This is a genomic window from Devosia rhodophyticola, from assembly GCF_028816475.1.
In the GTDB taxonomy this organism is placed as follows: domain Bacteria; phylum Pseudomonadota; class Alphaproteobacteria; order Rhizobiales; family Devosiaceae; genus Devosia; species Devosia rhodophyticola.
In genome coordinates this window covers 2,118,289-2,141,701 of the sequence record NZ_CP118247.1, presented here as the reverse complement: position 1 = coordinate 2,141,701, position 23,413 = coordinate 2,118,289, and the positions used below count along the sequence as shown (strand labels likewise).

General features: G+C 57.9%; 22 protein-coding genes. 6 read left to right on the top strand and 16 right to left on the bottom strand.

All coding sequences use genetic code 11. The annotated features are described in order from the left end of the window. Genes PSQ90_RS10565 through PSQ90_RS10555 form a run of 3 tightly spaced genes read right to left on the bottom strand, consistent with a single transcriptional unit; the run spans position 1 to position 2,111 of the window. Complete coding sequence (locus PSQ90_RS10565) at positions 1-723, bottom strand: amino acid ABC transporter ATP-binding protein (protein ID WP_282210278.1); 723 nt, start codon at positions 721-723, stop codon at positions 1-3. Positions 724-732: 9 nt separating this feature from the next. Then, a complete protein-coding gene (locus PSQ90_RS10560; protein ID WP_282210277.1) occupies positions 733-1,422 on the bottom strand; it encodes an amino acid ABC transporter permease in 690 nt (229 codons plus the stop codon). Then, a complete protein-coding gene (locus tag PSQ90_RS10555) occupies positions 1,422-2,111 on the bottom strand; it encodes an amino acid ABC transporter permease (RefSeq protein ID WP_282210276.1) in 690 nt (229 codons plus the stop codon). Before PSQ90_RS10555 ends, PSQ90_RS10560 begins: the two co-directional genes overlap by 1 nt. Positions 2,112-2,340: 229 nt before the next feature. On the opposite strand from PSQ90_RS10555, the gene PSQ90_RS10550 reads away from it, so the two are divergent. The 6 genes from PSQ90_RS10550 (at position 2,341) to PSQ90_RS10525 (ending at position 8,938) form a co-directional block, all read left to right on the top strand. After that, positions 2,341-3,126 (top strand): DeoR/GlpR family DNA-binding transcription regulator, encoded by a 786-nt coding sequence (locus tag PSQ90_RS10550; RefSeq protein WP_282210275.1) that lies wholly within the window; start codon positions 2,341-2,343, stop codon positions 3,124-3,126. Then, on the top strand, positions 3,123-4,118 hold the full coding sequence (locus PSQ90_RS10545) for an N-acetylglucosamine kinase (RefSeq protein ID WP_282210274.1): 996 nt from the start codon (positions 3,123-3,125) through the stop codon (positions 4,116-4,118). The genes PSQ90_RS10550 and PSQ90_RS10545 overlap by 4 nt, the downstream gene beginning before the upstream one ends. Before the next feature lie 2 nt (positions 4,119-4,120). Further along, positions 4,121-5,071, top strand: coding sequence for an SIS domain-containing protein (locus PSQ90_RS10540; RefSeq protein WP_282210273.1), 951 nt, complete (start codon positions 4,121-4,123; stop codon positions 5,069-5,071). A gap of 2 nt (positions 5,072-5,073) precedes the next feature. Continuing rightward, the gene (locus tag PSQ90_RS10535; protein WP_282210272.1) at positions 5,074-6,360 is read left to right on the top strand and encodes a class II D-tagatose-bisphosphate aldolase, non-catalytic subunit; all 1,287 of its coding nucleotides are present in this window, start codon (positions 5,074-5,076) and stop codon (positions 6,358-6,360) included. Between the two features lie 376 nt (positions 6,361-6,736). Next, complete coding sequence (locus tag PSQ90_RS10530; RefSeq protein ID WP_282210271.1) at positions 6,737-7,633, top strand: amidohydrolase family protein; 897 nt, start codon at positions 6,737-6,739, stop codon at positions 7,631-7,633. 138 nt (positions 7,634-7,771) lie between these two features. Further along, positions 7,772-8,938, top strand: coding sequence for an aspartate aminotransferase family protein (locus PSQ90_RS10525; RefSeq protein WP_282210270.1), 1,167 nt, complete (start codon positions 7,772-7,774; stop codon positions 8,936-8,938). 118 nt (positions 8,939-9,056) lie between these two features. On the opposite strand, the gene PSQ90_RS10520 is transcribed toward PSQ90_RS10525, so the two are convergent. The 13 genes from PSQ90_RS10520 to PSQ90_RS10460 form a co-directional block, all read right to left on the bottom strand. Continuing rightward, positions 9,057-10,088 carry a DUF4432 family protein gene (locus PSQ90_RS10520; protein ID WP_282210269.1) on the bottom strand — a complete coding sequence of 344 codons (1,032 nt, stop codon included), beginning with the start codon at positions 10,086-10,088 and terminating at the stop codon, positions 9,057-9,059. A 65-nt stretch (positions 10,089-10,153) separates the two neighbouring features. After that, positions 10,154-11,047 (bottom strand): IclR family transcriptional regulator, encoded by an 894-nt coding sequence (locus PSQ90_RS10515; RefSeq protein WP_282210268.1) that lies wholly within the window; start codon positions 11,045-11,047, stop codon positions 10,154-10,156. Positions 11,048-11,118: 71 nt separating this feature from the next. After that, positions 11,119-12,153, bottom strand: a complete 1,035-nt coding sequence (locus PSQ90_RS10510; RefSeq protein ID WP_282210267.1) for a lactonase family protein — start codon at positions 12,151-12,153, stop codon at positions 11,119-11,121. Between the two features lie 20 nt (positions 12,154-12,173). Further along, a complete protein-coding gene (locus tag PSQ90_RS10505; protein ID WP_282210266.1) occupies positions 12,174-13,328 on the bottom strand; it encodes an alanine racemase in 1,155 nt (384 codons plus the stop codon). 1 nt (position 13,329) lies between these two features. Continuing rightward, on the bottom strand, positions 13,330-14,940 hold the full coding sequence (locus PSQ90_RS10500; protein WP_282210265.1) for an N-acyl-D-amino-acid deacylase family protein: 1,611 nt from the start codon (positions 14,938-14,940) through the stop codon (positions 13,330-13,332). Beyond that, positions 14,937-15,986 carry a Gfo/Idh/MocA family protein gene (locus tag PSQ90_RS10495; RefSeq protein WP_282210264.1) on the bottom strand — a complete coding sequence of 350 codons (1,050 nt, stop codon included), beginning with the start codon at positions 15,984-15,986 and terminating at the stop codon, positions 14,937-14,939. The genes PSQ90_RS10500 and PSQ90_RS10495 overlap by 4 nt, the downstream gene beginning before the upstream one ends. After that, a complete protein-coding gene (locus tag PSQ90_RS10490; RefSeq protein ID WP_282210263.1) occupies positions 15,983-16,885 on the bottom strand; it encodes a carbohydrate ABC transporter permease in 903 nt (300 codons plus the stop codon). Before PSQ90_RS10490 ends, PSQ90_RS10495 begins: the two co-directional genes overlap by 4 nt. Next, complete coding sequence (locus tag PSQ90_RS10485) at positions 16,885-17,793, bottom strand: carbohydrate ABC transporter permease (protein WP_282210262.1); 909 nt, start codon at positions 17,791-17,793, stop codon at positions 16,885-16,887. Before PSQ90_RS10485 ends, PSQ90_RS10490 begins: the two co-directional genes overlap by 1 nt. A 46-nt stretch (positions 17,794-17,839) precedes the next feature. Further along, positions 17,840-19,186 (bottom strand): ABC transporter substrate-binding protein, encoded by a 1,347-nt coding sequence (locus PSQ90_RS10480; RefSeq protein ID WP_282210261.1) that lies wholly within the window; start codon positions 19,184-19,186, stop codon positions 17,840-17,842. Positions 19,187-19,481: 295 nt separating this feature from the next. Beyond that, the gene (locus tag PSQ90_RS10475; protein WP_282210260.1) at positions 19,482-19,832 is read right to left on the bottom strand and encodes a RidA family protein; all 351 of its coding nucleotides are present in this window, start codon (positions 19,830-19,832) and stop codon (positions 19,482-19,484) included. Between the two features lie 19 nt (positions 19,833-19,851). After that, positions 19,852-20,907: an ABC transporter ATP-binding protein gene (locus PSQ90_RS10470; protein WP_282213032.1), complete on the bottom strand. Its 1,056-nt coding sequence runs from the start codon at positions 20,905-20,907 to the stop codon at positions 19,852-19,854. Positions 20,908-21,344: 437 nt separating this feature from the next. Continuing rightward, positions 21,345-22,109 carry a hypothetical protein gene (locus PSQ90_RS10465; protein WP_282210259.1) on the bottom strand — a complete coding sequence of 255 codons (765 nt, stop codon included), beginning with the start codon at positions 22,107-22,109 and terminating at the stop codon, positions 21,345-21,347. 49 nt (positions 22,110-22,158) lie between these two features. Next, positions 22,159-23,382, bottom strand: a complete 1,224-nt coding sequence (locus PSQ90_RS10460) for a tyrosine-type recombinase/integrase (RefSeq protein ID WP_282210258.1) — start codon at positions 23,380-23,382, stop codon at positions 22,159-22,161. Between the last annotated feature and the right edge of the window lie 31 nt (positions 23,383-23,413).

Below are 23,413 nucleotides of genomic sequence, written 5' to 3'. Positions count from 1 at the left end.
TCAGTGTTTCATCTTGTCGACGAAGCGGCTGATGCGCTCTTCGCTCTGGTGGTTGAAAAACGTTTCAGCGTCGCTATGGGCGACCAGTTTGCCGCCCTCCATAAATGCCACTTTGTCGGCGATGCGACGGGCAAACTCGATTTCGTGGGTTACCAGGATCAGGGTGGTCCCGGTGCCAGCCAACTCCTCGATGACGCGCAGCACTTCGGCTGTCATCTCTGGATCAATCGCGGATGTGACCTCATCGAGCAGCAGATGCTGCGGGTTCATCGCCAACGCCCGGCAGATTCCAACCCTTTGCTGTTCACCGCCGGACAGTTCGGCAGGATGACGATCGCCCTTGCTGGCCAGTCCCACCATGTCGAGCAGACCACGAGCCTGCGCCTCGACGTCGGCCTTGTTTTTCCGCAACACCTTGATCGGTGCGAGCGTGATATTCTGCAGCGCTGTCAGGTGAGGGTAGAGATTGAAGTGTTGGAATACCATTGAGGTCTGTTTTTGAATATCGAGCACAGCCCGCTTGTCGCGCACCGATTTGCCATTGACCACAATATCGCCGCCCGAAATCGCTTCGAGGCAATTGATGCAGCGGATTAGGGTCGATTTTCCGGCCCCGCTCGGCCCGAGAATAGCGGTTACCTCGCCATCGGCGAAGTGCATGGAAACGTTGCTGAGCACCTGCAGCGAACCGTAGTGCTTATCGACATTGGAGAGCTCTATCATCGAATGTCCCTACGCTGCGGCCTGAAACCAGCTGTTCTTGGTCTGCAGGCGCCGTTCGACCCTGACGGCAAGGACCGACAGGATTTTGGCGAGAATGAAATAGATCAGCCCGATAGCCGGCCAGATCAGGAATGGCTTGAGAGTGCGCGTATAGAGCATGGTGCCAACACGGGTTAAATCGGCCACGCCTATGATCGAGACCAGCGACGTTGTCTGCAACTGGCTAACCGCAAGGTTCATGGTCGGCGGCAGCGCTGTACGAATGGCTTGCGGCAACACGATATAGCGCATGGTCTGGCCGTAGCTCAGTCCAAATGCCCCTGCCGCCTGCCACTGACCCCGCGGCAGGGCGTCAAGCGCAGCCACCAGGTTAACGACGGTAAAGGCGGCGGTGTTAATAGCGACGGTAAAAATGGCCGCCTCTGCGGGACCCGGCGAAAAGGGCGTCACAAGCGGCAGGCCGTAAAACACCAGAAACAACTGTACCAGAAGTGGCGAATTGCGAAATGTTTCGACAAACACCGTCACCAGTTGCGACAGCACTGGCACACGCGCATGGGCGACCAATCCGAGCACGAACCCGAGCCCGATGCCGAGCACCATCGAGGCGCTCCACACCAGCAGCGTCCATTGTAACCCGCGCCAGAGCAGATCGAGGTCGGCCAGCGTAAAATCGACGTTTTGATACATCTCGTACATTATGCCGCCTGCCCCCGAATGACCGGCCGCTCCGCCATGCGAGCGAAAAACAGCGCGTAGACAGCGTTTACCACCGCTGAAACCGTGAATGTGACGGCGCAATAGATCACCAATACCACCAGATAAACCTCGAACGGCTTGAAGGTTTCCGAGGAGATATTGTTGGCGTTCCCCGTCAGGTCGTTGACCGTGATGGTGGACAGGATCGAGGTGGTGAGTACCAGATTTACGAACGCGTTGCCGAGCGGGCGCCAAGCGACACGAAGCGCAATTGGCAAGATCACGTAGCGATAGACCTGGAGCGCCGAAAGTCCGTATGACCGGCCCGCCTCGACGACACCGCGCGGCACCGTCTCAATACCTGAACGCACGATCTCGGCATTACCGGCGGCAGCGGTGAGGCTAAGCGCCAGAATGCCCGTTGTCACCGGTTCGGTAGGAATGCCGATTTCGGGCAGGCCGAAATACAGGAAAAACAGCTGAACCAAAAAAGGCGTATTGCGGAAGAGATCTATATAGCCCGCCGCCAAAATCCGAACAGTGCGATAGCGGGAAATTCGACTGGTCGCGACCAGCACGCCGATGGCAAAACTCAGCACAATTGCGGCGAGAGACACCATCACTGTCAGGCTAAGCCCGGACAGCAGATAGTCCAATCGTGCCAGCACTGGTGAGAAGTCGATCCGCATTGCCCCTCCTGCAGCGAGACAGGGCCCGCCTTGCCTGAAGTTATGTCGCCCGACACCACAACGTCAATCACATAACGCTATTTTTTTGAACTTTTATGATTTAACGCAGCTGATTTCGTCGATACCAGTTACATATGCCACGATACGATCATGTACGGTCATAATCTTGATTGACGATGCCTCGCGGTTACCGTTATTGTCGGATCGCTGATGTTGCTGGGGAAACGGGATGAAAATTGGTCGACTGGAAGCGGTCCGACAGCACCTCTATATCAATGGCGCAAGTACTATTACGGAGTTGTGCGAGGCCGTCGGCGCCTCCGTTGCCACACTGCGCCGCGACTTGATGGTTCTGGAAAAGGGTGGACTGATCGAGCGCGTGCATGGAGGTGCACGCCTGGCGGAAGGAACGGGCATAGAGCTTGGCTTCATCCAACGGGAAAACGCCAACATCGCCGCCAAACGCGCCATCGCTGACGCCGCATTCGAGTTGATCCAACCACATTCAGCAATATTTTTGGACGCCGGCACGACGGTCCTGCAATTGGCCCGCCGGTTACGCCTTAATCCGATGCCGCTGACCGCTGTGACCAATGGCCTGCCGGTGGCGCAGGATCTGATGGGCGTGACGGGAGTGAAAGTCTTGCTGGTGGGTGGCGAACTGCGCCCAGAAAATGCGTCGCTGGTCGGTCCGCACGCCGAAGCACAATTGGACCGCATGCAGTTCGACCAGTTGTTCATTGGTGCCGGTGCCATCAGCGAGGATCTGACCATTTTCACCAAGGATCTTGCCGAGGCCAGCTTGAATGCCCGCATGCTGGCGCGCTCGCGTCAGCGCATAGTTCTGGCCGACGGCAGCAAGTTCGGCCGCAGCGCCACTTATGTAGTGGGCAAATTTTCAAATCTGACCCATGCGATCACCGACGATACGCTACCAACTCGCTGGTGTCAGGAAATCAGGAACACTGGCGTCGAGTTGATCGTTACCGGCGGTTCGGGCGGCGCGGATCCATGACACCCCTCATTCTGGGCATTGATGGCGGTGGCAGCAAGACTCAACTCAATCTGGTCGACCGCACCGGTTTGGTGGTGCATTATGGCCGTGTCGGGGGCACCAATTTGGCCGACAATCCCCACTGGCTTGAGGCGCTCGAAACGCTATTGGCCTCAACTGAGCCGTTCCGATCCGACATTGTGCAGGCAGTCGTAGCGATCGGCGGCTATCGGGAAAACCCGGTGCTTGACCGCCGCGTCGAGGATGCCTTGAAAACCTTACTGGTCGACATCCCCACCGTGATCGACAATGACGTATATGTCGCCCACGACGCGGCCTTTCTCGGCGCTGGCGGCGTATTGCTGATCGCGGGGACCGGATCAATGGCGGTTTCGCGCTCAGGTGCAGGAACGCTCACACGCACTGGCGGCTGGGGCGAGTTGTTCGGCGACGAGGGCAGCGCCTACTGGATTGGACGCGAGGCGCTCGGCCTTGCAACGCGCGCCCTTGACGGACGTGGACAGGCGACCCGCCTTGTCGACGATCTTCCGTGGCGCTTCGCGGGTGCACCGGAAGATCGTCTTGCGGCCATTTTTGAGTGGATCGGCGCGCTGCACCATCCCCGTTCACAAATCGCGGCGCTCGCCGCCACTACTATTGCTATTGCCGAGGACAACGATCCGGTCGCCAGGTCCCTGATCGAGGCCGCGGTTGTACATCTGAGTGCCCATGTGCACGCCGGACGCCGGAGCGGTGGTTTTGGAACAGAAGGTGCCTGGAGCATGCTGGGCGGGCTCAGCGCCAGTCCCTTGATCCGTTCCGGTCTGGAGCGGCAACTGGGGCCGATGGTCACGCCAGCCCTGCCGCCCTGCGGCGGTGCGCTCTGGCGGGCCTCAAAACTGGCCGATTGGTCCATCGACACGCATTGGCTTGCACAATTGGGTCAGCAACTGGGTGCACAAACGCGGCAGCACTCAGTGCCAACAACGCAATTTTCAAATACGGGATCATGAACATGAACGCCACAAAACGCAGCATCGTTGAGCAGTTCGCCCAGTGGCGGGGCCTTGCCGATCAAGGCGTCCGCGCTGAGCCGGGCACTCGCTATGTGGTAGTAGGCTGTGGCACTTCGTTTTATCTCGCCCAGACGATTGCCGCCCAGCTAAACGCCCAGCACATCGACGCAATCGCGGCACCGGGCCATGAGTGGACGATCCGTCCGCACAATTATGCTGTCGGCCCCGTGACCGTGATTGCAGTGTCTCGCAGCGGAGAATCCACCGAAACTGTGGAGGCGGCTCGGGCTAGCCAAGCGCGCGGTTCCAAGGTCATCGGGCTTACCTGTGAGCCCGCCAGTGCGCTGGCGGGTCTGGCCGACGCCGTGCTGATGGCCGAGACGCACCCGGACGAAGGTATCGTAATGACCGCCTCCGCCAGCTTGATGCTATTGCTTGGGCTGCAATTTGCGGGGGTCGAACTGGACTTGCCAGCGCTTGCCGACATGGCGACGGCCACGTTGGATGCCATGCTTGCGGTGAACCTTGACGATATCGGCCAGCGGCGACATCTGGTGTTTCTTGGCGGCGGCGCGCTTTATGGTATTGCCGCAGAAGGCGCCCTCAAGTCCCAGGAAATGAGTTGCACGGTGACTCAGGTATTCCACCCGCTCGAATATCGGCATGGCCCGATCAGCCTGGCCGACGACACCATGGCTATTGTCATGCTGTACGGCGCCGACGATGTCGCCGCTGAGGCCAAGTTGACTGACGACGTTCGAGCGCTAGGCGCGCTGGTTATGGCCATCGGCGGGCCAGGCGACGTTGAGATCCCCAATGTCGCTCCTGCGGCGGTACGGGGGCTTGTTAGCCTACCCGCGTTGCAGATGCTGGGCGAACGGCTGGCGGTGCTCCGCCAACTCGATAGCGCCGCCCCGCGTCACCTGACCAAAGTGGTCAAGGTTGCCTAGGGATGAGCAGGCTGTCTCCCCATCCGCTGTTGGCACTGCGCAAGTCCCGTGACGCTGGACGGCCCGTTGGACTGGTCTCGGTGTGCTCGGCCCATCCGCTGGTGCTTGAGGCCGCATTGACCGAGGCTCGCGACAGTGGCAGCGTTGCGCTGATCGAGGCAACTTGCAACCAGGTCAATCAGGATGGTGGATATACCGGCATGCGGCCAGATGATTTCAGCGCCCGTGTGCGGGCACTGGCGGATCTTATCGGCCTGCCGCGCGATAGAATCGTTCTGGGTGGCGATCATCTCGGCCCCAATCCGTGGACCCGTCTGCCAGCGGCGACAGCGATGGCGCGCGCCGGCGTGATGGTGGCCGCGTATGTGGCGGCGGGATTTGAGAAAATCCACCTCGATTGCAGCATGCGCTGCGCAGATGATCCAGCACAGTTGACTGACGCATTGATTGCGGAGCGCGCGGGCCAGCTCTGCGCGATAGCCGAACAGGCCGCCGCCCGTCTAGGCACCACCCCCTATTATGTTGTCGGCACCGAGGTGCCACCGCCCGGTGGCGCGATCGAGGTGGAAACCAGCCTGGCCATTACCACGCCTGAGGCCGTGCGCGACACTATCGGGCTGCATCAAGATGCTTTTAGCCGCCATGGTGTCGCAACGGCCACCGCGCGCATCATTGGCGTTGTGGTCCAGCCTGGCGTCGAGTTCGGCAGCACCAGCGTACATTTTTATGACCGCGCCGCTGCCGTCGCCCTGCCCCCGGTTCTCGATGAGTTTCCCGGGTTGCTGTTTGAGGCCCATTCGACCGACTACCAGCGTCCAGGAGGGTTGGCCGATCTGGTCTCTGATGGCTTTGGTATACTCAAGGTCGGGCCATGGCTGACCTTTGCAATGCGTGAAGCACTGTATGGGCTGGATGCTATCCGCCAGGCCGCCACGCCCAACTCACCAATGCTATCGACAACGATGGAGCGACTTATGTTAGCTCGGCCTGCCTATTGGCAGCGTCACTATGCCGGCTCCGAGGCCCAATTGCGGCTTGCCCGACACTACAGCTATAGTGATCGCATTCGCTACTATTGGGATGAAGTCGACGCTCAACGTGCGGTTACTGATCTGCTCTCAGCCGATTACGCCATCGATGAAACCATGATCAGCCAGTATTGCGGCCACATCTATGATGACGTCCGGGCAAGCCGAACGTCATCGGACCCGCGCTCGCTGGTCCTGGCATCGATTGGCAAGGTACTGTCCGCCTACCGATTGGCGGTTACTGGCACCCTTCCCCTCTGAAAAACATTTCCTCCCGAGCTTCCGTCCTAAAAATATTTGACTAGCATTTTTCAGCAGCTTTTCCTTAACTGTCTCACTGAGCTGTTCGCTGTAATGCCGCACATTCAACGCGATGGCCCCGCGCCCCGGCTTTCAACCGGTGCAGCCACCCCAAAAAGTGTTTGACGATGGCGGCTCTGGTCACGGCGCGATGTAACGACACTTCGAAGATTTTGCACGACTTCACGATGCTCTCATGCGCACGCGCAATGTAACGCCGCAAGGGAGTTGACCGCTTGCGCGTTAAGCGACATTATTCCAGATATAAAATTGACATTCTTCACGTGAAATGTGTTGAGTGTGCGAATGGGCGAGATCCATTTCCTAAGAGCGCGAGATGAGACTGCTGATGATTGTTGATGTTCACTCTCACACACCGCAATTCCGCGAACATATTCCCGACGGAATGAGGCAGACCAATCCTGCCTGGCGCCCAGACCGTGCGGTTGAGTCAGTGTACACCTGGACCAACTTCATGGAGGCAGCGGAACCTGCAGACCGAACGCTGGTATTCCCGATAAAATGGCACCCAACGGAACGAACCGGCAGCGTCAACGGCCCCGATAAGCCGGGTGACTGGTCGGATGCAAACATCGCCACTGCCGAATTCGTCAGAGCATTTCCCGAGAAACTGATCGGCTTCATGTCGCTCCATCCATACGACATCCATGCGCTCGAAGAGTTGGAACGTTGCCGTACGGATTTTGGCCTGAAAGGCATCAAGATGGGTGCGAACTACCAAATATTTGACCCACTCGATGCCCGTGCGCTGGCAATTTACGCCGAAGCAGAACGCCACTGTCTGCCGATCCTGTTTCACATCGGCACATCCCCGGTTCGCATGGCGCCGATCCGTTACGCGCATCCGCTGGTGGTGGATGAGATTGCCCAGCGATATCCTGACCTCAAGATCATCATGGCCCATATGGGCCATCCATGGACAGCCGACACAGTTGTCGTCGTGCGCAAGCATCCCAATGTCTACACCGACATTTCCGGCCTGTTCTACCGGCCTTTCACGCAATGGGAGGCCCTGGTTCGAGCCACCGAGTGGAACATCCTCGACAAGGTTCTGCTGGCTTCCGATTTTCCCATAACCACCATCCAGGAAACCATCGACGGGCTCCGCCGGGTCAACGCGATTGTCGAAGGCACAGAACTACCGCGCGTTCCCGAGGAGCGCATCGAAGAGATTATCAACCGCAATAGCCTGTCACTTCTCGGGCTGGGCTGAACCAACAAGGGTTCAAATGAAATTCCACCTCTCTGCCCGCCAGCGGGATCGCGCAAAAAGGTCATACCCGGCGGAGTGAATTCGGCCAGCCGCCGCCTCCCCGGTCCATTCAGCTGGGACTGGGCGGAAGGCGCCTATATGCGGGACGTGGATGGCAACACCTTTCTTGACTACCACGCGGCCTTCGGCCCGATAGTGCTTGGCCACAACGACTCCGCCGTCAACAAGGCCGTCGCGCAGGCGCTTGCTGGTCCCGACATCACCGGCATCGGCTCCGACGAGGGAGAAATACTACTCGCCGAAAAGGTTGTGCAGCACGTGCCCTCCGCCGAGCAAGTGCTATGCTTCAATACCGGTTCAGAGGCGACCTATATGGCAGTGCGGCTAGCCCGGGGCGTAACGGGCCGGACCAAGCTTATCAAATTCCAGGGCACTTTCCACGGCTGGCACGATTACTTGTTAATGAACATAGCCAGCCCCGCCAACATGATCGGCAAGCAAGACCCTGGGTCGGCCGGACAATTGCAGGATGCGATCGACAATACGCTGATTGCGCGTCTCAATGATCTTGAGAGCGTGGAGACATTAATTAAGGAAAACACCGACCAGGTCGCGGCAATTTTCCTGGAGGCCATACCGCACAACATTGGTTGTGTACTGCCGAGGCGAAACTTCGTGGAAGGGCTGCGCCGACTGTGCGACGAACACGGAATTGTCCTGGTATTTGACGAGGTCATTACTGGTTTCCGCCACGGGCTCGGCGGCTTTCAGGCCCATATCGGGGTAACGCCGGACGTTACAACGATGGCTAAGGCCATCGCTAATGGTTATCCCTGCGCAGTGCTTGCTGGAAAGCGCGAGGTGATGCGCCATTTCAGCACCGAACCGGGCGGCAAGGTGTTTGTCGGCGGCACCTATAACGGTCATCCGGTCGGAACGTCGGCGGCGCTGGCCACCATAGCGGCACTTGAGGATGGCAGCGTCCATGAACGGACTTTCCGCTTGGGCGAGAAAATGCGCGCGGGCTTAAGCGAGATTGGGGAGCGGTTGGGCATTCCTCTGGAGGTCGCCGGTTTTGGGTCCGTGTTTACTCCCTACTTCATGACGGGCGACATCAGCGACTACGAGGACCTGCTGCGCAATGACACGACCAATGATGTCAGGTTCCGTCAGGCAATGTGTGATCGTGGTATCTACATGCTTCCTGTCGCGATGAAGCGCAATCATATCAGCGCGGCCCACACCGAGGCCGATATCGACCGCACGATCGATGTGGCAGAAACAGTTTTAAAAAGTATGCGCTGACAGATCTGGATCACACAGCCGACGCTCGACCTTAGTGAACAGGGCCTCCGCAAACGACGATGTTTGCGACGCCCGATTGTCAGAAAAGGGTTCCGTCAGATTTCAGGGACTTGGAGTATCAAAACTGCTCGACCAGAAGACTGGTTTCAGCCTGGGAAAGCGCCCCGAAGCGGATTTCAGTCGAAAACGTCTGGCCTGGCTGAAGGTAGAGCAAATGCCCGGCGGCCTTGGCGGCCGCGCGCCCCTCAGGTCCTGCCGTGGCGGGTAGTATGATCCCCAGCGCCTGGCGCTCAGGTGCGCGAGTTATCCAGCGTACGCCGAAAGGCAGGTCAGCGGGGCGATAGCTGACGAAGTCGGCGGATCCATCGGGTAGAACTTGTAGCGCGTGTGCCCAGCCATCGGCATCTGCGGGTAATCTCACCGTGGTCACGAACTCCGGCTCGACGCGATCGTGTGCGTGAATCTGGCGATGGCGCCCGGGGGAAGCACTCACCTCGTCGTGCCAACGATGCACCTCAGGCGGGGCATCTGCCGGCAACTCGGGTTTGTACCACTGGATCGCGGTCTCGGTCGCCAACCCGTCCAGCAATCGCCCGCCATCGACTGGGCGGAAATTGACATGTCCAAGATACATGAAAGGCATGGCCGCGCCGCCGATATTCTCAACCTCGACCGTGAGATGGACGTCGGCCTGCCCCTCGCGAAAACGCAGCCGGGGCCGAAAGGCATAGGCATGAGAGAAAGCTTCTCGGTCATGGGCCAGGCCAGTCAATTCGATATATCGCCCCTGGTCACCATCCCCAAACATCAGCCGGGCACTATCAAATGTGATATTGGGAAGTTCGCCGTGCGGCATGTGAGTTTCACCGGATTGCGGACTTCCCATCGCCGTTGCACCGCAATGCACAAAGAAGGCACCATATGTCCGTCGAAATTCGCGCGTAGCGAGAGGCTCTTGGAAGACCGATTTCATGGTCAATCGTCTTTCGCCAGTCCAGGCATCCCAGATTTGCTGGCCCTGAAACGGCAGGAGCACAAAGCATGCAGAACCGGTGTGCACCTCAAGCGCGGCAACGCCGGAGGGATATCGAAAACTGAAGATTGAAATCGCACCATGCGCAGCCAGAAGACGGCGGTCCCGCGCGAACATTTCTTGAAAAAGCTCTACTGTTGTCGCCATATTCAGACCAGTACTCAGGGACCTCTTTGCCTGCCCTATTTTTTGACACGTGGCGCCGCTTCCGGTTGAGGCAACGGCGAAACCAGCGGTGCAAGCTTGCCGCCCATAGTCATCGAAATGCTGTCGGCAGCCGCGTGAAGCATTGAGACAACAACAGGTAGCGGCTTGGCCACGCCAAAAGTCCCCAAATAAGGCACCGTTACCGCTGCAAGTGCATTGCCCGTGCTATCGAGGATGGGAAAGCAGATGTCGATGACACCCGGGATCAGACGGCCTTCGACGATCTCGCACCCATTGGCGATAATTTTGTCCACGCGATTCCGGGCATAATCCAATTCCTGTCTTTCCAGATGCGTGGCTGCCTGTTGCAGGTACCACTCGCGCACCAGATTTGGCTGAAAGGCGACCAGCGTCCGCCCGGACGACCCCATGACCGCGGGGCTGTGAGCGCCCACGCGCAACCGCACGCCTATCGGCTGGGGGCTATCCACCTGGGCGATGATGCACATGCGCAAACCATCGAGCACAGCAATATGGGCCGCTTCACCACTTTCGATCGCCAGATTGTTTATGATGGGTTGGGCTACGTCCACCACGCGGCGAAACGGGGGAAAGCGCGTCGCAAGTCCGTATAGCTGGGTAGACAACACCAGCGCCTCGGTCCCGGGCGGCCGGATAATGTAGCCGCGCCCTTCGAGAACCAACACGACGCGGTAAACTTCCTGGAGCGAGCGGCCCAGTTGCTGGGCGATCTGGCTCGGCGTCACCGGCCTGGACAATTCTGACATCAGTTCGAGGATGTCGAGCGCTTTGTCCAGTGCAGGCACCGAATAAGATACACCCGATGCGCCTTCCCGCGCGCCGGTTGTCGCCCCGGTCTTCTTTGCGCTGATTGACTTGGATTTCTTGGCAATTGCTTTTTTGTACATGCTGATAAGGTCTGCTGTCTGCCTGATTTTGCCTGTTGCTTAGCGCAGATCGTCAGTCGGCGCGAGAGGATCTATGTCATCCGATGGGCATGCAACCACCCAGCACCTTCGCATTCGAAAAGCGACTTCACTTGTTGCGGCACGCCGTCACGCAATTCAAGGGCCACGACGAGCGACGAATCCCAGCCCGCTATCATAACGCACTCCGGTCTAACCAGTATGTGCTGCGGCCAGTTGACTGTGGTGTCGATCTCGGCGACGAACGACGGGAGATCACTGCTTACATCGAAGGTTGCCAACGTATTATGGCTGCGATTGGCAAAATAGACATGGCGACCATCCTCAGACCGGCGGATGTCGCCGGGATAGTTGCGCTCCCAGCGCGAGCGGGCGGGCCCGTTGATCCGGGTACTGCGGACATTGGCCCAATCGGCTGCCGCGCATCCAAGATGGCCGGTCAGCAGATTTTCACCCAATTCTCCGCTGATCGCCAGCCGACCATCAGGCAACACCACGCCATGGCGCGGCCCGCTTCCCGCCGGCACTGGCGTGGTGCGGACTTCCCTTATGGCCACGGAGCCGAGTTGCTCGAAATCCACATGAAATTCGCGGATAAGATCGGCGCCGAGATCTATAACAATAAGTGTTTCGTCGAGAAAAAACACTTGATGGGGATGGGCATCGTCCTGTCGATCAATCTCCGGGCCGCCCCCAGACAGTTTGACCAATGCCAACGGCCCCAGGAAGGAGCCGTCGCTGGCCAGAGGTTGCAGGGCCAGGGTACTGCTTGTGTAGTTGGTTGCAATCAGCAGTCGCCCCGATGGATCGACCACGAGGTGGCAAGGCTCTGCGCCCTGGCTGGAGGCTGCCGACAACGCCACCTCGCCGGCCTCGTCAATCCGCCAGGCATGCAACGTCCCCTCCTGGGCAACCCCGGCAGTGCCATAGACCACCGGAAGACGCGGATGTCCCGATAGCGACGAAAGTTGCCGGACGGTATCAATCTGGCGCCCATTCCAGTCGCTATCCGTGCACTTCCATTGCCAGAGGCCGTGATGTGCCTCCAACCCTCGCGAAGCTACCAGAAGCACCTCGTTCTGATCCATTCTCATATTGACACCTTTCCTTACTCCGAAGCGCCGGCTCCAAATCCCTCCCACGTGTCCACAACCTTCTGGTGCGACAAAACGGTCGCTTTTCGCAACAGGGCAAATGCCATGCAGACATGGTTGGGCACGATCTCCAAACGGGTTCCCACGGGCAGTAAGGACGGTTTGCCCTGTCCATGCCAACGTAACCAGCCATGTTCCTCGGACATTTTTTCGATGATCCAGCCGGGCGCGTTCACCAACATGCCGTGGCCGGGATATTCCGCCCGGTGGGCACCAGCGGGGACGAGGTCTGTGGACAGCGATTTCGAACCCGCATCGATGCAGGCGCGGTTTGGATCAGGATGACTGGTGACAGTGGCAATAACCCGGATCGCCGTTGTGTCCAACCCGGCATTGCCAAGTGCGATTTGCCCGACATCATTGAAAGCAAATATCCCGGGACGAATCTGGGTCACTCCCGGCACATGTGCAACGGCCCTGGCCGAGGCGGAGGCTCCCATCGAAACCACCGGCAGCGGCAGGCCTCGCGCCCGGATCGCTTCGGCCGTGTTCGCCATCAGCGTACCTGCTGCCACGGCGCGGGCCTCGAGATCAGCGCGGTCGACAGCGCCGTAGGTGGAACCTTCATGGGTATAGATGCCGACTAAATCAACGCCAGGAAGATCTGCGGCAGATGCAGCTACATCGGCCGCCTTGTCGGGATTGACGCCTTCACGACCGAGCCCCGAGTCAATGGCGAGCATTAGCTTGATCGTCTTGTCGGCGGAAGCGAAGCACGCTCCGATGGCTTTGGCAGCATCGACGCCATCAATCGCGAGCGTCAGGTCTACACGCCCGGCCAGATCCAGCGCGCGCGCCAGCTTGTCCGCACCGATAACCGGGTTGGCGACGAACAAGCGGGCGATCCCCGCATCCGCAAAGGCCTCGGCTTCCCCAATCTTGGCCACGCACAAACCAACTGCACCTCGCTCAATCTGACGTTGGCCGACAGCGGCCATGCGATGCGTCTTGGCGTGGGGAACCAGTTCCACGCCGGCCGATCGGGCAATGGCAACCATCTCGTCCATATTGGCATCGAACACGTCGCGATCGAGAACTAGTCCTGGAGTTGCCACGGGTAGCGCGACCCAGTCGCGACCACCAGATACGGCGGGGAGTTCCTCAACCATCTCAGGCCTCCATGCCTTGTCCGAGTCGAATAACGCGTCCGGCGCGTTCGCCAGTCACAATTCCGTTCTGAAGCGCAAACGCGCCGTTGACAACCACATGCGATATCCCAGTTGCGGCCTGCCGTGGATGCACATAGGTCCCCGTTTCGGAAACTGTTTCGGGATCGAACACGACGAGGTCGGCGCGCATCCCTTCGGCAATGACACCCCGGTCATCCAATCGCAGCCGGCGCGCGGCGGAACTGGTCATGTGGCGGACGCATTCTGTCAGCGTCAGCACCTTTTCCTCACGCACATAAGTTTCCAGCAAGCGCGGAAAGGTACCCCAGCTGCGCGGATGAGGGCGATCACCGACCAATATCCCGTCGCTACCCACTGTGTGTACGGAGTGCTGCATCAACGCACGGACATGGGCCTCGATGCCAATAAAGAACACGCAGGGCGCTGCCCGCTCGGTAGCAATCAAAATGTCCAGTGCAAGTTCAGACGGACGTTTGCCGATCTTGGCGGCGCATGCGGCCATATTGTCGTCCATCGTCCAATCCAGCTCGGGCGCACCGGGCAAGCCGGACATGTGGACACCAGACCAGTTGACCGTCAGGCCCTGGTGGCCGTCCGACCCGCTCACATCAAGGGCATGGATAATCTTCTCGCGCGTTTCGGGATCGCGAAGCCGCGCCATCTGCTCATGGCCGCTCCCCGCCAGTGCCCATCCCGGCAGCTGGGACAACAGCGTTGTCATGCCGGCGAGATAAGGATAGCTGTCGAAGCTGACATCAACGCCATCCTCGATCGCTGTATCGATCATCGAGATCAGCGCCGGCAGCTTGCCCTGATTGCAGTCGAAGCTCAGGTGGCAATGGGCCAGGTGTAGGGCGACGCTGGACCGTCTGGCTATATCGAAACATTCCCGGTAGCCACCCAGCGCATCGATCCCGTAGTTGCGATGGTGCGGACAGTAAAAGCCGCTGTATTCGGCCACGACCTCGCAAAGCGCGACCAGCTCGTCGGTGTCCGAATACATGGCTGGCACGTAGGTCAGTCCCGTTGAAAGGCCGACGCCTCCTTCTTCCATCGCCTGACGCAGCAGCGCCTTCATTTCGTCCAGTTCCTTTGACGTGGCGAGACGGTCTGCGTTGCCCATGACGAGCATCCGCAGATTGCCATGCGGCACCAAATACGCGCAATTGGTGGCGGTATTGCCATCGAGCCTGGCCAGATACTCGCCCACTGTGCGCCAGTTCCAGTCAAAACCAGCAGGATCGTCGTTCCAGCCCTTGAGCTGACTGCGCAATTCAAACAACGTTGCCTCATCGACTGGCGCATAGGAGAGCCCATCCTGCCCGAGAACCTCGGTCGTTACGCCCTGCGAAAGTTTGGAGGTATGATCGGGATTGCAAAGAATTTGCAGGTCCGAATGGGTATGCATGTCGATAAAGCCCGGCGCGATGGTCAGCCCGGTGATGTCGACCACGCGATCAGCGTCGAGGGTTTCCGTCCCGTCGGTAACGCGGACGATCCTATCACCTTGGATCAAAACGTCGCCTGGACGAGGAGCAGTTCCCTGTCCGTCAACGATGGTGCCACTGGAAAACAGGACGGTGGAGGTCATGGGGTTTCTATCCGGAGTTTTGCGCCACTGCGGGCGCTTTGGTAGATTGCGTCGGTGATAGTTACAACTCTGGTGGCAAGCCTCGCGTCCAACGAGGCAGGCGCTGCCACTCCGCGGGCGCAGGCGATTAGTGCTTTTGTGGGGGCACCGGCGTCATATTCGCCCGACGCATCGCGCTCCTTGAAGGTGACCATTTCGCCATTGGCACGAACCAGGCGCAGGTGGTCGGCCATAGAATCGAGCCAGATCTGACCCTTGCCGCCATAAAGCGCCATGTGCCACTGGGGTCGAGCGAGATAGGGATGCGTTGAGGCGCAGGAAATGGCGGCCGAGCCACCTCCTGCAAATTCAGCGTTGACGGTCGCGTGAAGATCAATTCGTGCACCGGCCGGGAATGTGCTGGCCTGCACCGCCACGATTTCGTCACCCGTCAACCACTCGGTGAGACCCAACTGGTGGGACATCGACACGGCGACCGACCCGCCTGCGGAGATTCTTGGGTCGGTATAGGTGGCGCTTTTCGAGGCCGCTCCGCCACCCCAGCCGCCATCGGTACCACCACAGAGCAGCGCCCGCGTATTAACGGCCAAATGAAATGTCATGTGCTCGATCGAGCCGATCTCGCCAGCTTCAACCTGAGCGTGAGCACGGGCAAAAATGGGGGCGGCGGGCCAACCGAAGCCGACCAACAAGTGCTTTCCGGCTGCTATGGCGGCGTCACGCATACGAACCGCCGAAGCGGTCGCGAGCGCGAAAGGCTTTTCAACAAGAACGTGGGCCCCGGCCTCCAGCGCGCCGATGACCATTTCCTCGTGGGCCACCGGCGGCGAGGAGACGACGACGAGGTCCGCACCTTCCGCCAGGGCATCACGCCAGTCGGTGGTCCAGCGTGGTACGTGGAACAGGCCAGCCAACTTTTCCGCAGTTTCCGCATCTGGGCTCGACACCGCCACAACATCGACGTCATCTTCGCCAACCAGCGCGGGCAAGTGGCTAGATCGCGACCATGCGCCCGCGCTGAGCACCGCGGCTTTGATGCGGCTCATTTGCCCACCCCAGCAGTCAGCGAGCCCACCACATTTCGCTGGAAAACCATGACGAGCAGAACCGGCGGGATCATCGACATTACCGTCGCTGCAGCCAGCGCGTTCCAGTTAAACTGCTGCACCGATTGGAAACCGGCCAGCAAAGACGGCACAGTCAGCTGATTTGTCAGCACCAGCGAATAGAAAAATTCGCTCCAGGCTTCGAGAAAGATCAGGACACCTGCGGCGACCAAACCGGGCCGGGCGATGGGCAGGATGATGATCAACAGTGTCTGCAGTCGCCCTGCACCGTCAATCTTGGCCGCTTCCTCGACTTCGCGGGGCAGTTGATCGAAGTAGTTCTTCATGATCATGATTGCGAGCGGCAACGTGAACACGTTGTAGCTGATCACCAGTGCCCAAGGTGAATTGAGCACGCCGATCACCCGAAAAGCTACGAAGAACGGGCCGATAATGGCGATAGCTGGCACCACGCGGGTGGCGATCACCGCCAATTCGAAGCGGCGCGACCCCGGAAATGGATAGCGCGACAGTGCATAGGCGGCCGCCCCGGCAACTATCAAGTTCAACACCACAAGAATGCTCGAGACCAAAAAACTTTGCCCAATCGCAGGCAACAGCCGTGATCCAATATCGGTGCTACCGATGCCAGCGCCGCCGGTGCTGCCGGTGAGCACCGACAAGTAGTTATCAAAGGTGATTGATGTCGGAAAAAAGCTGAATGAGCGCGATCCGAGCTGCTGCGGTGTTATCAGGCTGGATATCACGAGATACCAGACTGGCAACAATATCCACAGAACGAACACTGCCACGCCAGCGTAGAGCGCAACGCTCTGGACCAAGCTGCGACTATTGCGGCCGCCAGCAGCGGGCTTTCTGAAAATTGACTGCCGTTGCATCAGTTCGCCGCCTTTCCACGATAAAGAACTTTTACCGTCACCAGACCGCCGATCAGCGCCGCTAAACCCAAAACCACGGCCAATGCCGACCCAAGACCGATCTGGGTCACCACAAACAATTGCCGGTAGATAAGAATGGACAGAACCTGTGTGGCGTCGCCGGGCCCACCTTGCGTCATGGCGAAAATCACGTCGAACTGCAGGAATGCGTAAATGATGTTGAGCACGGTTACCGTCACGAGCACTGGTCGCAACCAAGGAATCGTGACGTTGTTGAGCCGCTGCCACCAGTTGGCGCCATCGAGCTCTGCGGCCTCATACAACTCCCCCGGCAATGTCTGCAAACCCGCCAACAACAGAATTCCGGCAAAGCTGGCCTGACGCCAGACTGCGGCGGTGATGGCCAGCAGAAGGGCTGAGTTGGGATCGGATAGAAAATTCTGGTACTCGCCGGTAATACCCAGCCCAACCAGCAGTGCGTTTAGCCCACCGACACTGCCGTCGGCATACCATTTCCAGAGAATACCGATGACCAGCCAGGGCGTGGCCCAGGGAATAATGAGCAACCCCCGAGCCAATCCCCGTCCCAAGAATTCCTGGTTGAGCAGCAGCGCCATGGCCAATCCGAACAGGGTGGACAAGACTACAAAGCCGACCGAGAAAACCACGGTCACCCAGACCGAACGCCAGAAAACATTACTGGTGAAAATGATCTCGTAGTTCCGGAACCCAACAAACTCTCCAAAGCTAGAGCCGTTAGCAGGCACGTTGTGCAGGCTGTAGATAATGGTCAGGGCAGATGGAATGATGAGCAGGACTGCCATCATGATGGCGGCCACTGCACTCATTTTCATGCCGAACCAAGCATCTGCCCGAGCCAGCGACCCGTTTGAGAATGATGAACTCATATAAGCTAATCCTTGCGGGTCGCTGGCTCGGGTTCGGGTCTGGCCGTTACAGGCTTGGACCGCCCTGGGCAGTGTTGGCGGCAGCGGTCAGCGCGTCGACGGTTTGCTGCGGCGTGGCCTGACCCAAAAGCAGGGCGTGGACAATATCGCCAACACGAGCCTGGAAGTCGGGATACCAAGGCATAGTGCGCGCAGGGACCACCTTGGAGCCGGTTTCGAAGATCTGCGAAAGACCTGGAAGATCGTAATAGTCAGGGAATGCCGCAACCACATCGGGATCCGTGAAAAAGCCGGGATAAGGCGCTGCAAGACCTGCAGCGTCGGCCCACTTTTCGAAGACTGTGAACTTGCCAGCCTGATCCTTCCATCCGTAGTATTTTGCCAGTTCCCAAGCGGCGAGACGACGCTCTTCGTCCTCGATCTGGCCCAACTGGATCACTTCACCGATCTGTAGCGTAGCGTTTTCGCCACCGATCGGAGCGAGTTGCACATTGGCAGACTGCGGCCCCTCCAAGGATCTGATGGAGGTGAGGAAGTAATGATGCAATACATAGAGGGCCGCGTTACCCTGCGCCATTTCGTTGGAGAGCTTTCCGGGATCATCGGTAAGCACCGAAGCCGGCGCCAGGCCTTCGCGATACATATTCTGCCACCACTCGAAGACGCCGACGGTACGAGGGTCATCACCAAAGATAGGCTTCCCCGCCTCATCGAAGGCTTCGATGCCTTCGTTGAGCAGATAGGTGTGTAAGTACTCTTCGCAGAATTCCTTGACCCAGAAGGCGACATAAGGCGCCTCAACGATTCCAGCTTCACGCAGCTTTAGCGAAGCGTCGTAGATGTCTGCCAGCGTGGATGGGACTTTGTCGATACCGGCATCGGTGAGAAATTGCGCGTTGTAGTGAAGCGTGTGCACGGCCGAGAAATACGGCACCGAAATCACGTCCCCTGCCGCGTTCACATGGCGGGCACGTGCGCTTTCAAACATGTCGCCTATGAGTTCGTCGACACCAGGCAGGTCGTTCAGTTTGAGCGCCCATCCCTCGTCGATGAATTTCTGCGAATTGTAAGCGAAATTATAATAGAGGTCGATCTCAGCGCCGCCACGCAGGCGGGTCTGGATGGCCGGTGAGTAGCCCAAATTTGGGATAACCGCGACATCGACCGCTGGATTGCCTTCCGCAGTCCAGGCGCTGACCAGGTTGTTGATCATGTCGGGCTGAAAATCCCAGGCCAACATGTCCAGCGTTCCAGTATAGGCTGCATGTGCAGTGCCGGACATAATTGCGGGAAACGCAGCAAGGCCAATGGCCGTCGCCGCCGAACCGCGCAAGAAGGATCGCCGATCCACCCCGCGCTTGGTCGTGTGCTGATTTTTCATTTCAAAAGTCATGAGAACCCTCCGTTGCGGTTTGCAGACATCATGCTTGCCAAAGCCTTGCTGACGTTTGTGACTGGACGACTCCCCTCGCCCGAACGCCGTAAGCGGCGCATTAGCAAGGCCACGTACCAAGATAGCTTAAAACGATATTCTATCATATATCAATGTTGAATTTTATAATTGATAGACGTTTACTTTGACCGGTCAACACGCCGCGTCTTCGCGCTCCTGCCCGTAGACACGGGCACGTCGTGTTCAGCAGGTTGATAATCAAATTTTACGACCGGCCAATTCAGGCCGGCCAGGATTACGGCATCAGAGCAACTGCCGAGATTTCGACCCGCAGGCTTTCGATCGCCAGGCGCGCCTCGACAGTGGCTCGGGCAGGCTTGTTCTCGGGATCGACCCACTTATCCCAAATGCGGTTCATCGCCTCGAAGTCACGGATGTGAGGAAGGTAGACCGTGGCCGAGAGCAGCCGCGATTTGTCAAGCCCTGCCTTGGCTAACAGTGCGTCAATGCGGGCGAGGACTTGCTGGGTTTGCACCTCAATCGAGCCGTTGTGGTCATCAGCGATGGTGCCGGAAATGTAGAGATGGCCACCGCCTGACACGGCTGCGGAAAAGTGCTGCCCGGGTTCGATACGGGTAATGGTCATGCTGCTATGGTTCCTTTTGTCACTGGCCCAGGCGATTGCCGCTCTCGGCATCAAAGAGTTGGATGGTGCCCCCCATCGGCTTCAAATGCAGCCGATCTCCTGGAGCAAGGTTCAGCCTTTCGCGGAAGGAAACAAACACGTCGCGGCCCGCCATGCGGGTTACAATCTGGGTTTCCGCCCCCGTCGGTTCAACAGTCAGTATCTCGGCTTTCAAGCCGCTGTCAGCTATGACCAGATGTTCGGGTCGTATGCCAGCAACCAGATCTCGGCCCAGAGCATCTGGGCTCAAGGTCATGGGCACCACCGTTCCGTCTTCCAGTTTTAGCCCTTCTGGCATGCCGCGACCATAAAGAAGATTCATGGCGGGGGAGCCGATAAAGCCTGCAACAAACAGATTGGCCGGGCGGTCGTAGAGTTCGAGGGGAGAGCCGACCTGTTCGATCTTGCCCGCGTTCATCACCACGATCCGATCAGCCATGGTCATGGCTTCGATCTGATCGTGAGTTACATAGACAGTGGTCGTCCCGAGCCTGGCGTGATTCAGCTTGATCTCACTGCGCATCTGAACGCGCAGCTTGGCGTCGAGATTGGAGAGCGGTTCGTCGAAGAGATAGACTTGAGGATTGCGCACGATGGCGCGGCCCATAGCCACGCGCTGTCTTTGACCGCCGGAAAGCTGTCGCGGCAGACGTTTGAGATACGGCGCGAGCCCGAGAATTCCTGCGGCCGACGCCACTCCTGCGTCACGCTCTTCCTTTGGAACCCTCTTGAGCCTCAGCGAGAAGCTCATATTGTCCTCGACCGTCATGTGAGGATAGAGGGCATAGGACTGAAACACCATTGCGATGTCGCGATCCTTGGGTGCCAGGTCGTTTATCAGCCGCCCCGCAATGCTGATTTGACCGTCACTGATGTCCTCAAGCCCGGCGATCATGCGTAGCAACGTAGACTTTCCACAACCGGACGGGCCAACAAGAACCAGAAACTCACCATCTTCGATGGTCAGCGACAAATTTTCGATCACGACCATTTTGTTGTACGTTTTCTGTACAGACTGGATGCTGACAGCGCCCATCATTGCGACTCCAGTTCAATAAGTTGCGCGGCCACCTTACGCATAGCTATGTGACCCTTCCTATTTTCTGATGGTCCGAGTTCAACATAGATTTGACACCACAGCAATACATAATTTCGCTCACAAAATTTTACTTTTGTATGCGCAACTTATTGTCTGGTGCCTTTTCTTGCGCGCTGCGAGCGTCCAATCAGCAGGCCATCGCTGCTGGGCCGGGGGAGCTTCGGCAAAGTTGGCGACGCGCGATTTCTCGGTCTCAAGCTGTTTTGGACTTCGCCTGACCTCTGTAAATCATTGTCAGCTGACGATCGGCAGACAAGTCGCGCACCCATTTGAGAGCGCTCACATAAAGATGTTGATCTCGGGAGGCCTACGCTGTGGCAATACCTAGTTCAGTTACCCTTTTGGCCGGACCTGTTCTAGTTCGGCCCAATGCCTTACATCGGGTCAGCTCTGGTTCGGGGGAGCAAGCCCAAAAAGCCCCCCATAGCGAAACGCGGCGAGGAAATGTCCTCATCGGTTAATTGCTCAATTGCCCATTGCGCCGCATTGCGCACCGACGCCTTTATTCCAAGTAAGGCAAAGACATCTTCCAACGCGCGACCAAAATCAGTTGAGGGATAGTTGCCTTCTCGCGAAATGCCAAAAGTAGGACGTTGATTCTTTTCGTTCGCATATAACCGTGCCAGCCGAAGCGCTATAGTACGCGCGTAATAGTTAGGCGCGCGATTTGCGACGTTCCAAAACTCTTTCTCTTGGTCTTGCAAATCTATAAGCCTTTGATTATAAACCAAATTCATATCAATTACTATTCGCAAAGAGTTCGTAAAAAATCCGGTGTCTGCAATGTTTTTAAGTGCGAGATCACTCGGCTCATTCAGCGGTTTATCACGGTATTTTTGGGATGCACCTACCTCGATAGCGTATGCGAGGCGCCGACAAAGCTCTCCGTATTCGGGGATTTCATCACTATGTAGCACTAAAATCTGATCAATTACGCTGCGCAGATTGTCGACGACTGTTTTCACCAGCGTGAACTCCTGCAGGAAAACTTTTTTACTATCGTGAATGTTTGGGCGAGAAATATCAAACGGAGGTGTAAAGCGCGCAAGGGCATTCAAAGGCGCGTCCTCACGCCCTAATAGCTTGTCAACAATGTCTTTCAATTGTTTTATTTGGTTTTGGTTCAGCATAAAGGTCACATTACAACAACCTTTCAGCATTTCAATTATCGAAAATCAGGCGTTATTATCAAGGAGCGGTTCCGAAAGGCTGACGTATGCCATGCTTTCGGCATTTACTTTTTTCGATACCCGCCACAAAACCTGTCCATTGGACCATCAATACGCGCCGCTTTTCGAGCAAATCCGACCGCGCATAGGCCCGCTCAACATCTGAACCGACCTTATGGGCTAGACTCATTTCTGCAATCTCGCGCGGCGCGTTCGCGACTTCGGACGCCCAATCCCTGAATGTGGACCTGAACCCGTGCACTGTAACGCCATCAACCTCCATTCGGCGCAACAGCATTAGCATGGCCATATTCGACAACGGCTTATGCCGCTTTTGTCCCTCAAACACATAATCCGACTGCATCTCGCGCAATGGTTCGATGATTGCCAACATTTCAGCGGTCAACGGCACCCGGTGCGCCTCGCCCATTTTCATCCGTTCGGCTGGGCAGGTCCAAAGTTTTGCCGCCAAATCCAACTCGCCCCAGTGCATCCCTAAAACCTCGCCGGTGCGTGATCCCGTTAGGCAAGTGAACATGAGAGCTTTAGCGGCCATGGCATCGCGGGTCTTTAAGTCAGCATAAAAGGCGGGCACGTCCTGCCATTTCATCGCGCGGTGGTGCTTGGCCTTGGTTTTGACCCTTGGCAACACTTGCGCATCAAAAATCGCGGTCACCGCATTTTCGCCCGACCGAAAGCCTTTGGATTTAGCCACGTCCAAAATAATTTTGATCCGTTGCGCCAGCCGCCGCGCGGTTTCGTGTTTGTCGGTCCAGATAGGCGAAAGGCACATCAGCACTTCGGGCTGGCCAATGCTATCGACAGGCATCCGCCCGATCTTGGGAAAGGCATAATCGCGCAAAGTGTTGATCCATTGCGCACCGTGCTTGGCATTCTTCCAAGTGGGCATTCGTTCAATATGAACTTGCCCAGCAACTTCTTCAAAGCTGGGTATCTCGCGGCTGGCATTAAAACGGGGGTTCAACCCCTGTTTGGCCATCCGCCTATATTCTAGCGCCCGTTCGCGCGCCTGGTTCAGGGTTACCACATCGACCCCACCCAAACCGAAGTCTGTCCGAAGTGGCGCGCCCTTCAAATTCCTCTGACCTTTGACCACCGCCCGCACGATCCACCGCCGCGCACCCGATGGATCAACAACCAGATAAAGACCACCGCCATCGCCATGCCGACCAGCGCCAAGATTTTCCACTAGCTTCTTGGTCAGCTTTCCAACGAGAACCATGATTCATACCACATTTCATACCACGCAAGAA

Bases quoted from the DNA above. Each gene is read 5' to 3' on its own strand.
- PSQ90_RS10485 (WP_282210262.1), bottom strand. From the start codon at position 17,793: ATGAGTTCATCATTCTCAAACGGGTCGCTGGCTCGGGCAGATGCTTGG.
- PSQ90_RS10480 (WP_282210261.1), bottom strand. From the start codon at position 19,186: ATGACTTTTGAAATGAAAAATCAGCACACGACCAAGCGCGGGGTGGAT.
- PSQ90_RS10510 (WP_282210267.1), bottom strand. From the start codon at position 12,153: ATGGATCAGAACGAGGTGCTTCTGGTAGCTTCGCGAGGGTTGGAGGCA.
- PSQ90_RS10550 (WP_282210275.1), top strand. From the start codon at position 2,341: ATGAAAATTGGTCGACTGGAAGCGGTCCGACAGCACCTCTATATCAAT.
- PSQ90_RS10505 (WP_282210266.1), bottom strand. From the start codon at position 13,328: ATGGTTGAGGAACTCCCCGCCGTATCTGGTGGTCGCGACTGGGTCGCG.
- PSQ90_RS10490 (WP_282210263.1), bottom strand. From the start codon at position 16,885: ATGCAACGGCAGTCAATTTTCAGAAAGCCCGCTGCTGGCGGCCGCAAT.
- PSQ90_RS10525 (WP_282210270.1), top strand. From the start codon at position 7,772: ATGCGGGACGTGGATGGCAACACCTTTCTTGACTACCACGCGGCCTTC.
- PSQ90_RS10545 (WP_282210274.1), top strand. From the start codon at position 3,123: ATGACACCCCTCATTCTGGGCATTGATGGCGGTGGCAGCAAGACTCAA.
- PSQ90_RS10540 (WP_282210273.1), top strand. From the start codon at position 4,121: ATGAACGCCACAAAACGCAGCATCGTTGAGCAGTTCGCCCAGTGGCGG.
- PSQ90_RS10515 (WP_282210268.1), bottom strand. From the start codon at position 11,047: ATGTACAAAAAAGCAATTGCCAAGAAATCCAAGTCAATCAGCGCAAAG.
- PSQ90_RS10460 (WP_282210258.1), bottom strand. From the start codon at position 23,382: ATGGTTCTCGTTGGAAAGCTGACCAAGAAGCTAGTGGAAAATCTTGGC.
- PSQ90_RS10475 (WP_282210260.1), bottom strand. From the start codon at position 19,832: ATGACCATTACCCGTATCGAACCCGGGCAGCACTTTTCCGCAGCCGTG.
- PSQ90_RS10530 (WP_282210271.1), top strand. From the start codon at position 6,737: ATGAGACTGCTGATGATTGTTGATGTTCACTCTCACACACCGCAATTC.
- PSQ90_RS10565 (WP_282210278.1), bottom strand. From the start codon at position 723: ATGATAGAGCTCTCCAATGTCGATAAGCACTACGGTTCGCTGCAGGTG.
- PSQ90_RS10555 (WP_282210276.1), bottom strand. From the start codon at position 2,111: ATGCGGATCGACTTCTCACCAGTGCTGGCACGATTGGACTATCTGCTG.
- PSQ90_RS10495 (WP_282210264.1), bottom strand. From the start codon at position 15,986: ATGAGCCGCATCAAAGCCGCGGTGCTCAGCGCGGGCGCATGGTCGCGA.
- PSQ90_RS10535 (WP_282210272.1), top strand. From the start codon at position 5,074: ATGAGCAGGCTGTCTCCCCATCCGCTGTTGGCACTGCGCAAGTCCCGT.
- PSQ90_RS10520 (WP_282210269.1), bottom strand. From the start codon at position 10,088: ATGTTCGCGCGGGACCGCCGTCTTCTGGCTGCGCATGGTGCGATTTCA.
- PSQ90_RS10500 (WP_282210265.1), bottom strand. From the start codon at position 14,940: ATGACCTCCACCGTCCTGTTTTCCAGTGGCACCATCGTTGACGGACAG.
- PSQ90_RS10470 (WP_282213032.1), bottom strand. From the start codon at position 20,907: ATGGGCGCTGTCAGCATCCAGTCTGTACAGAAAACGTACAACAAAATG.
- PSQ90_RS10560 (WP_282210277.1), bottom strand. From the start codon at position 1,422: ATGTACGAGATGTATCAAAACGTCGATTTTACGCTGGCCGACCTCGAT.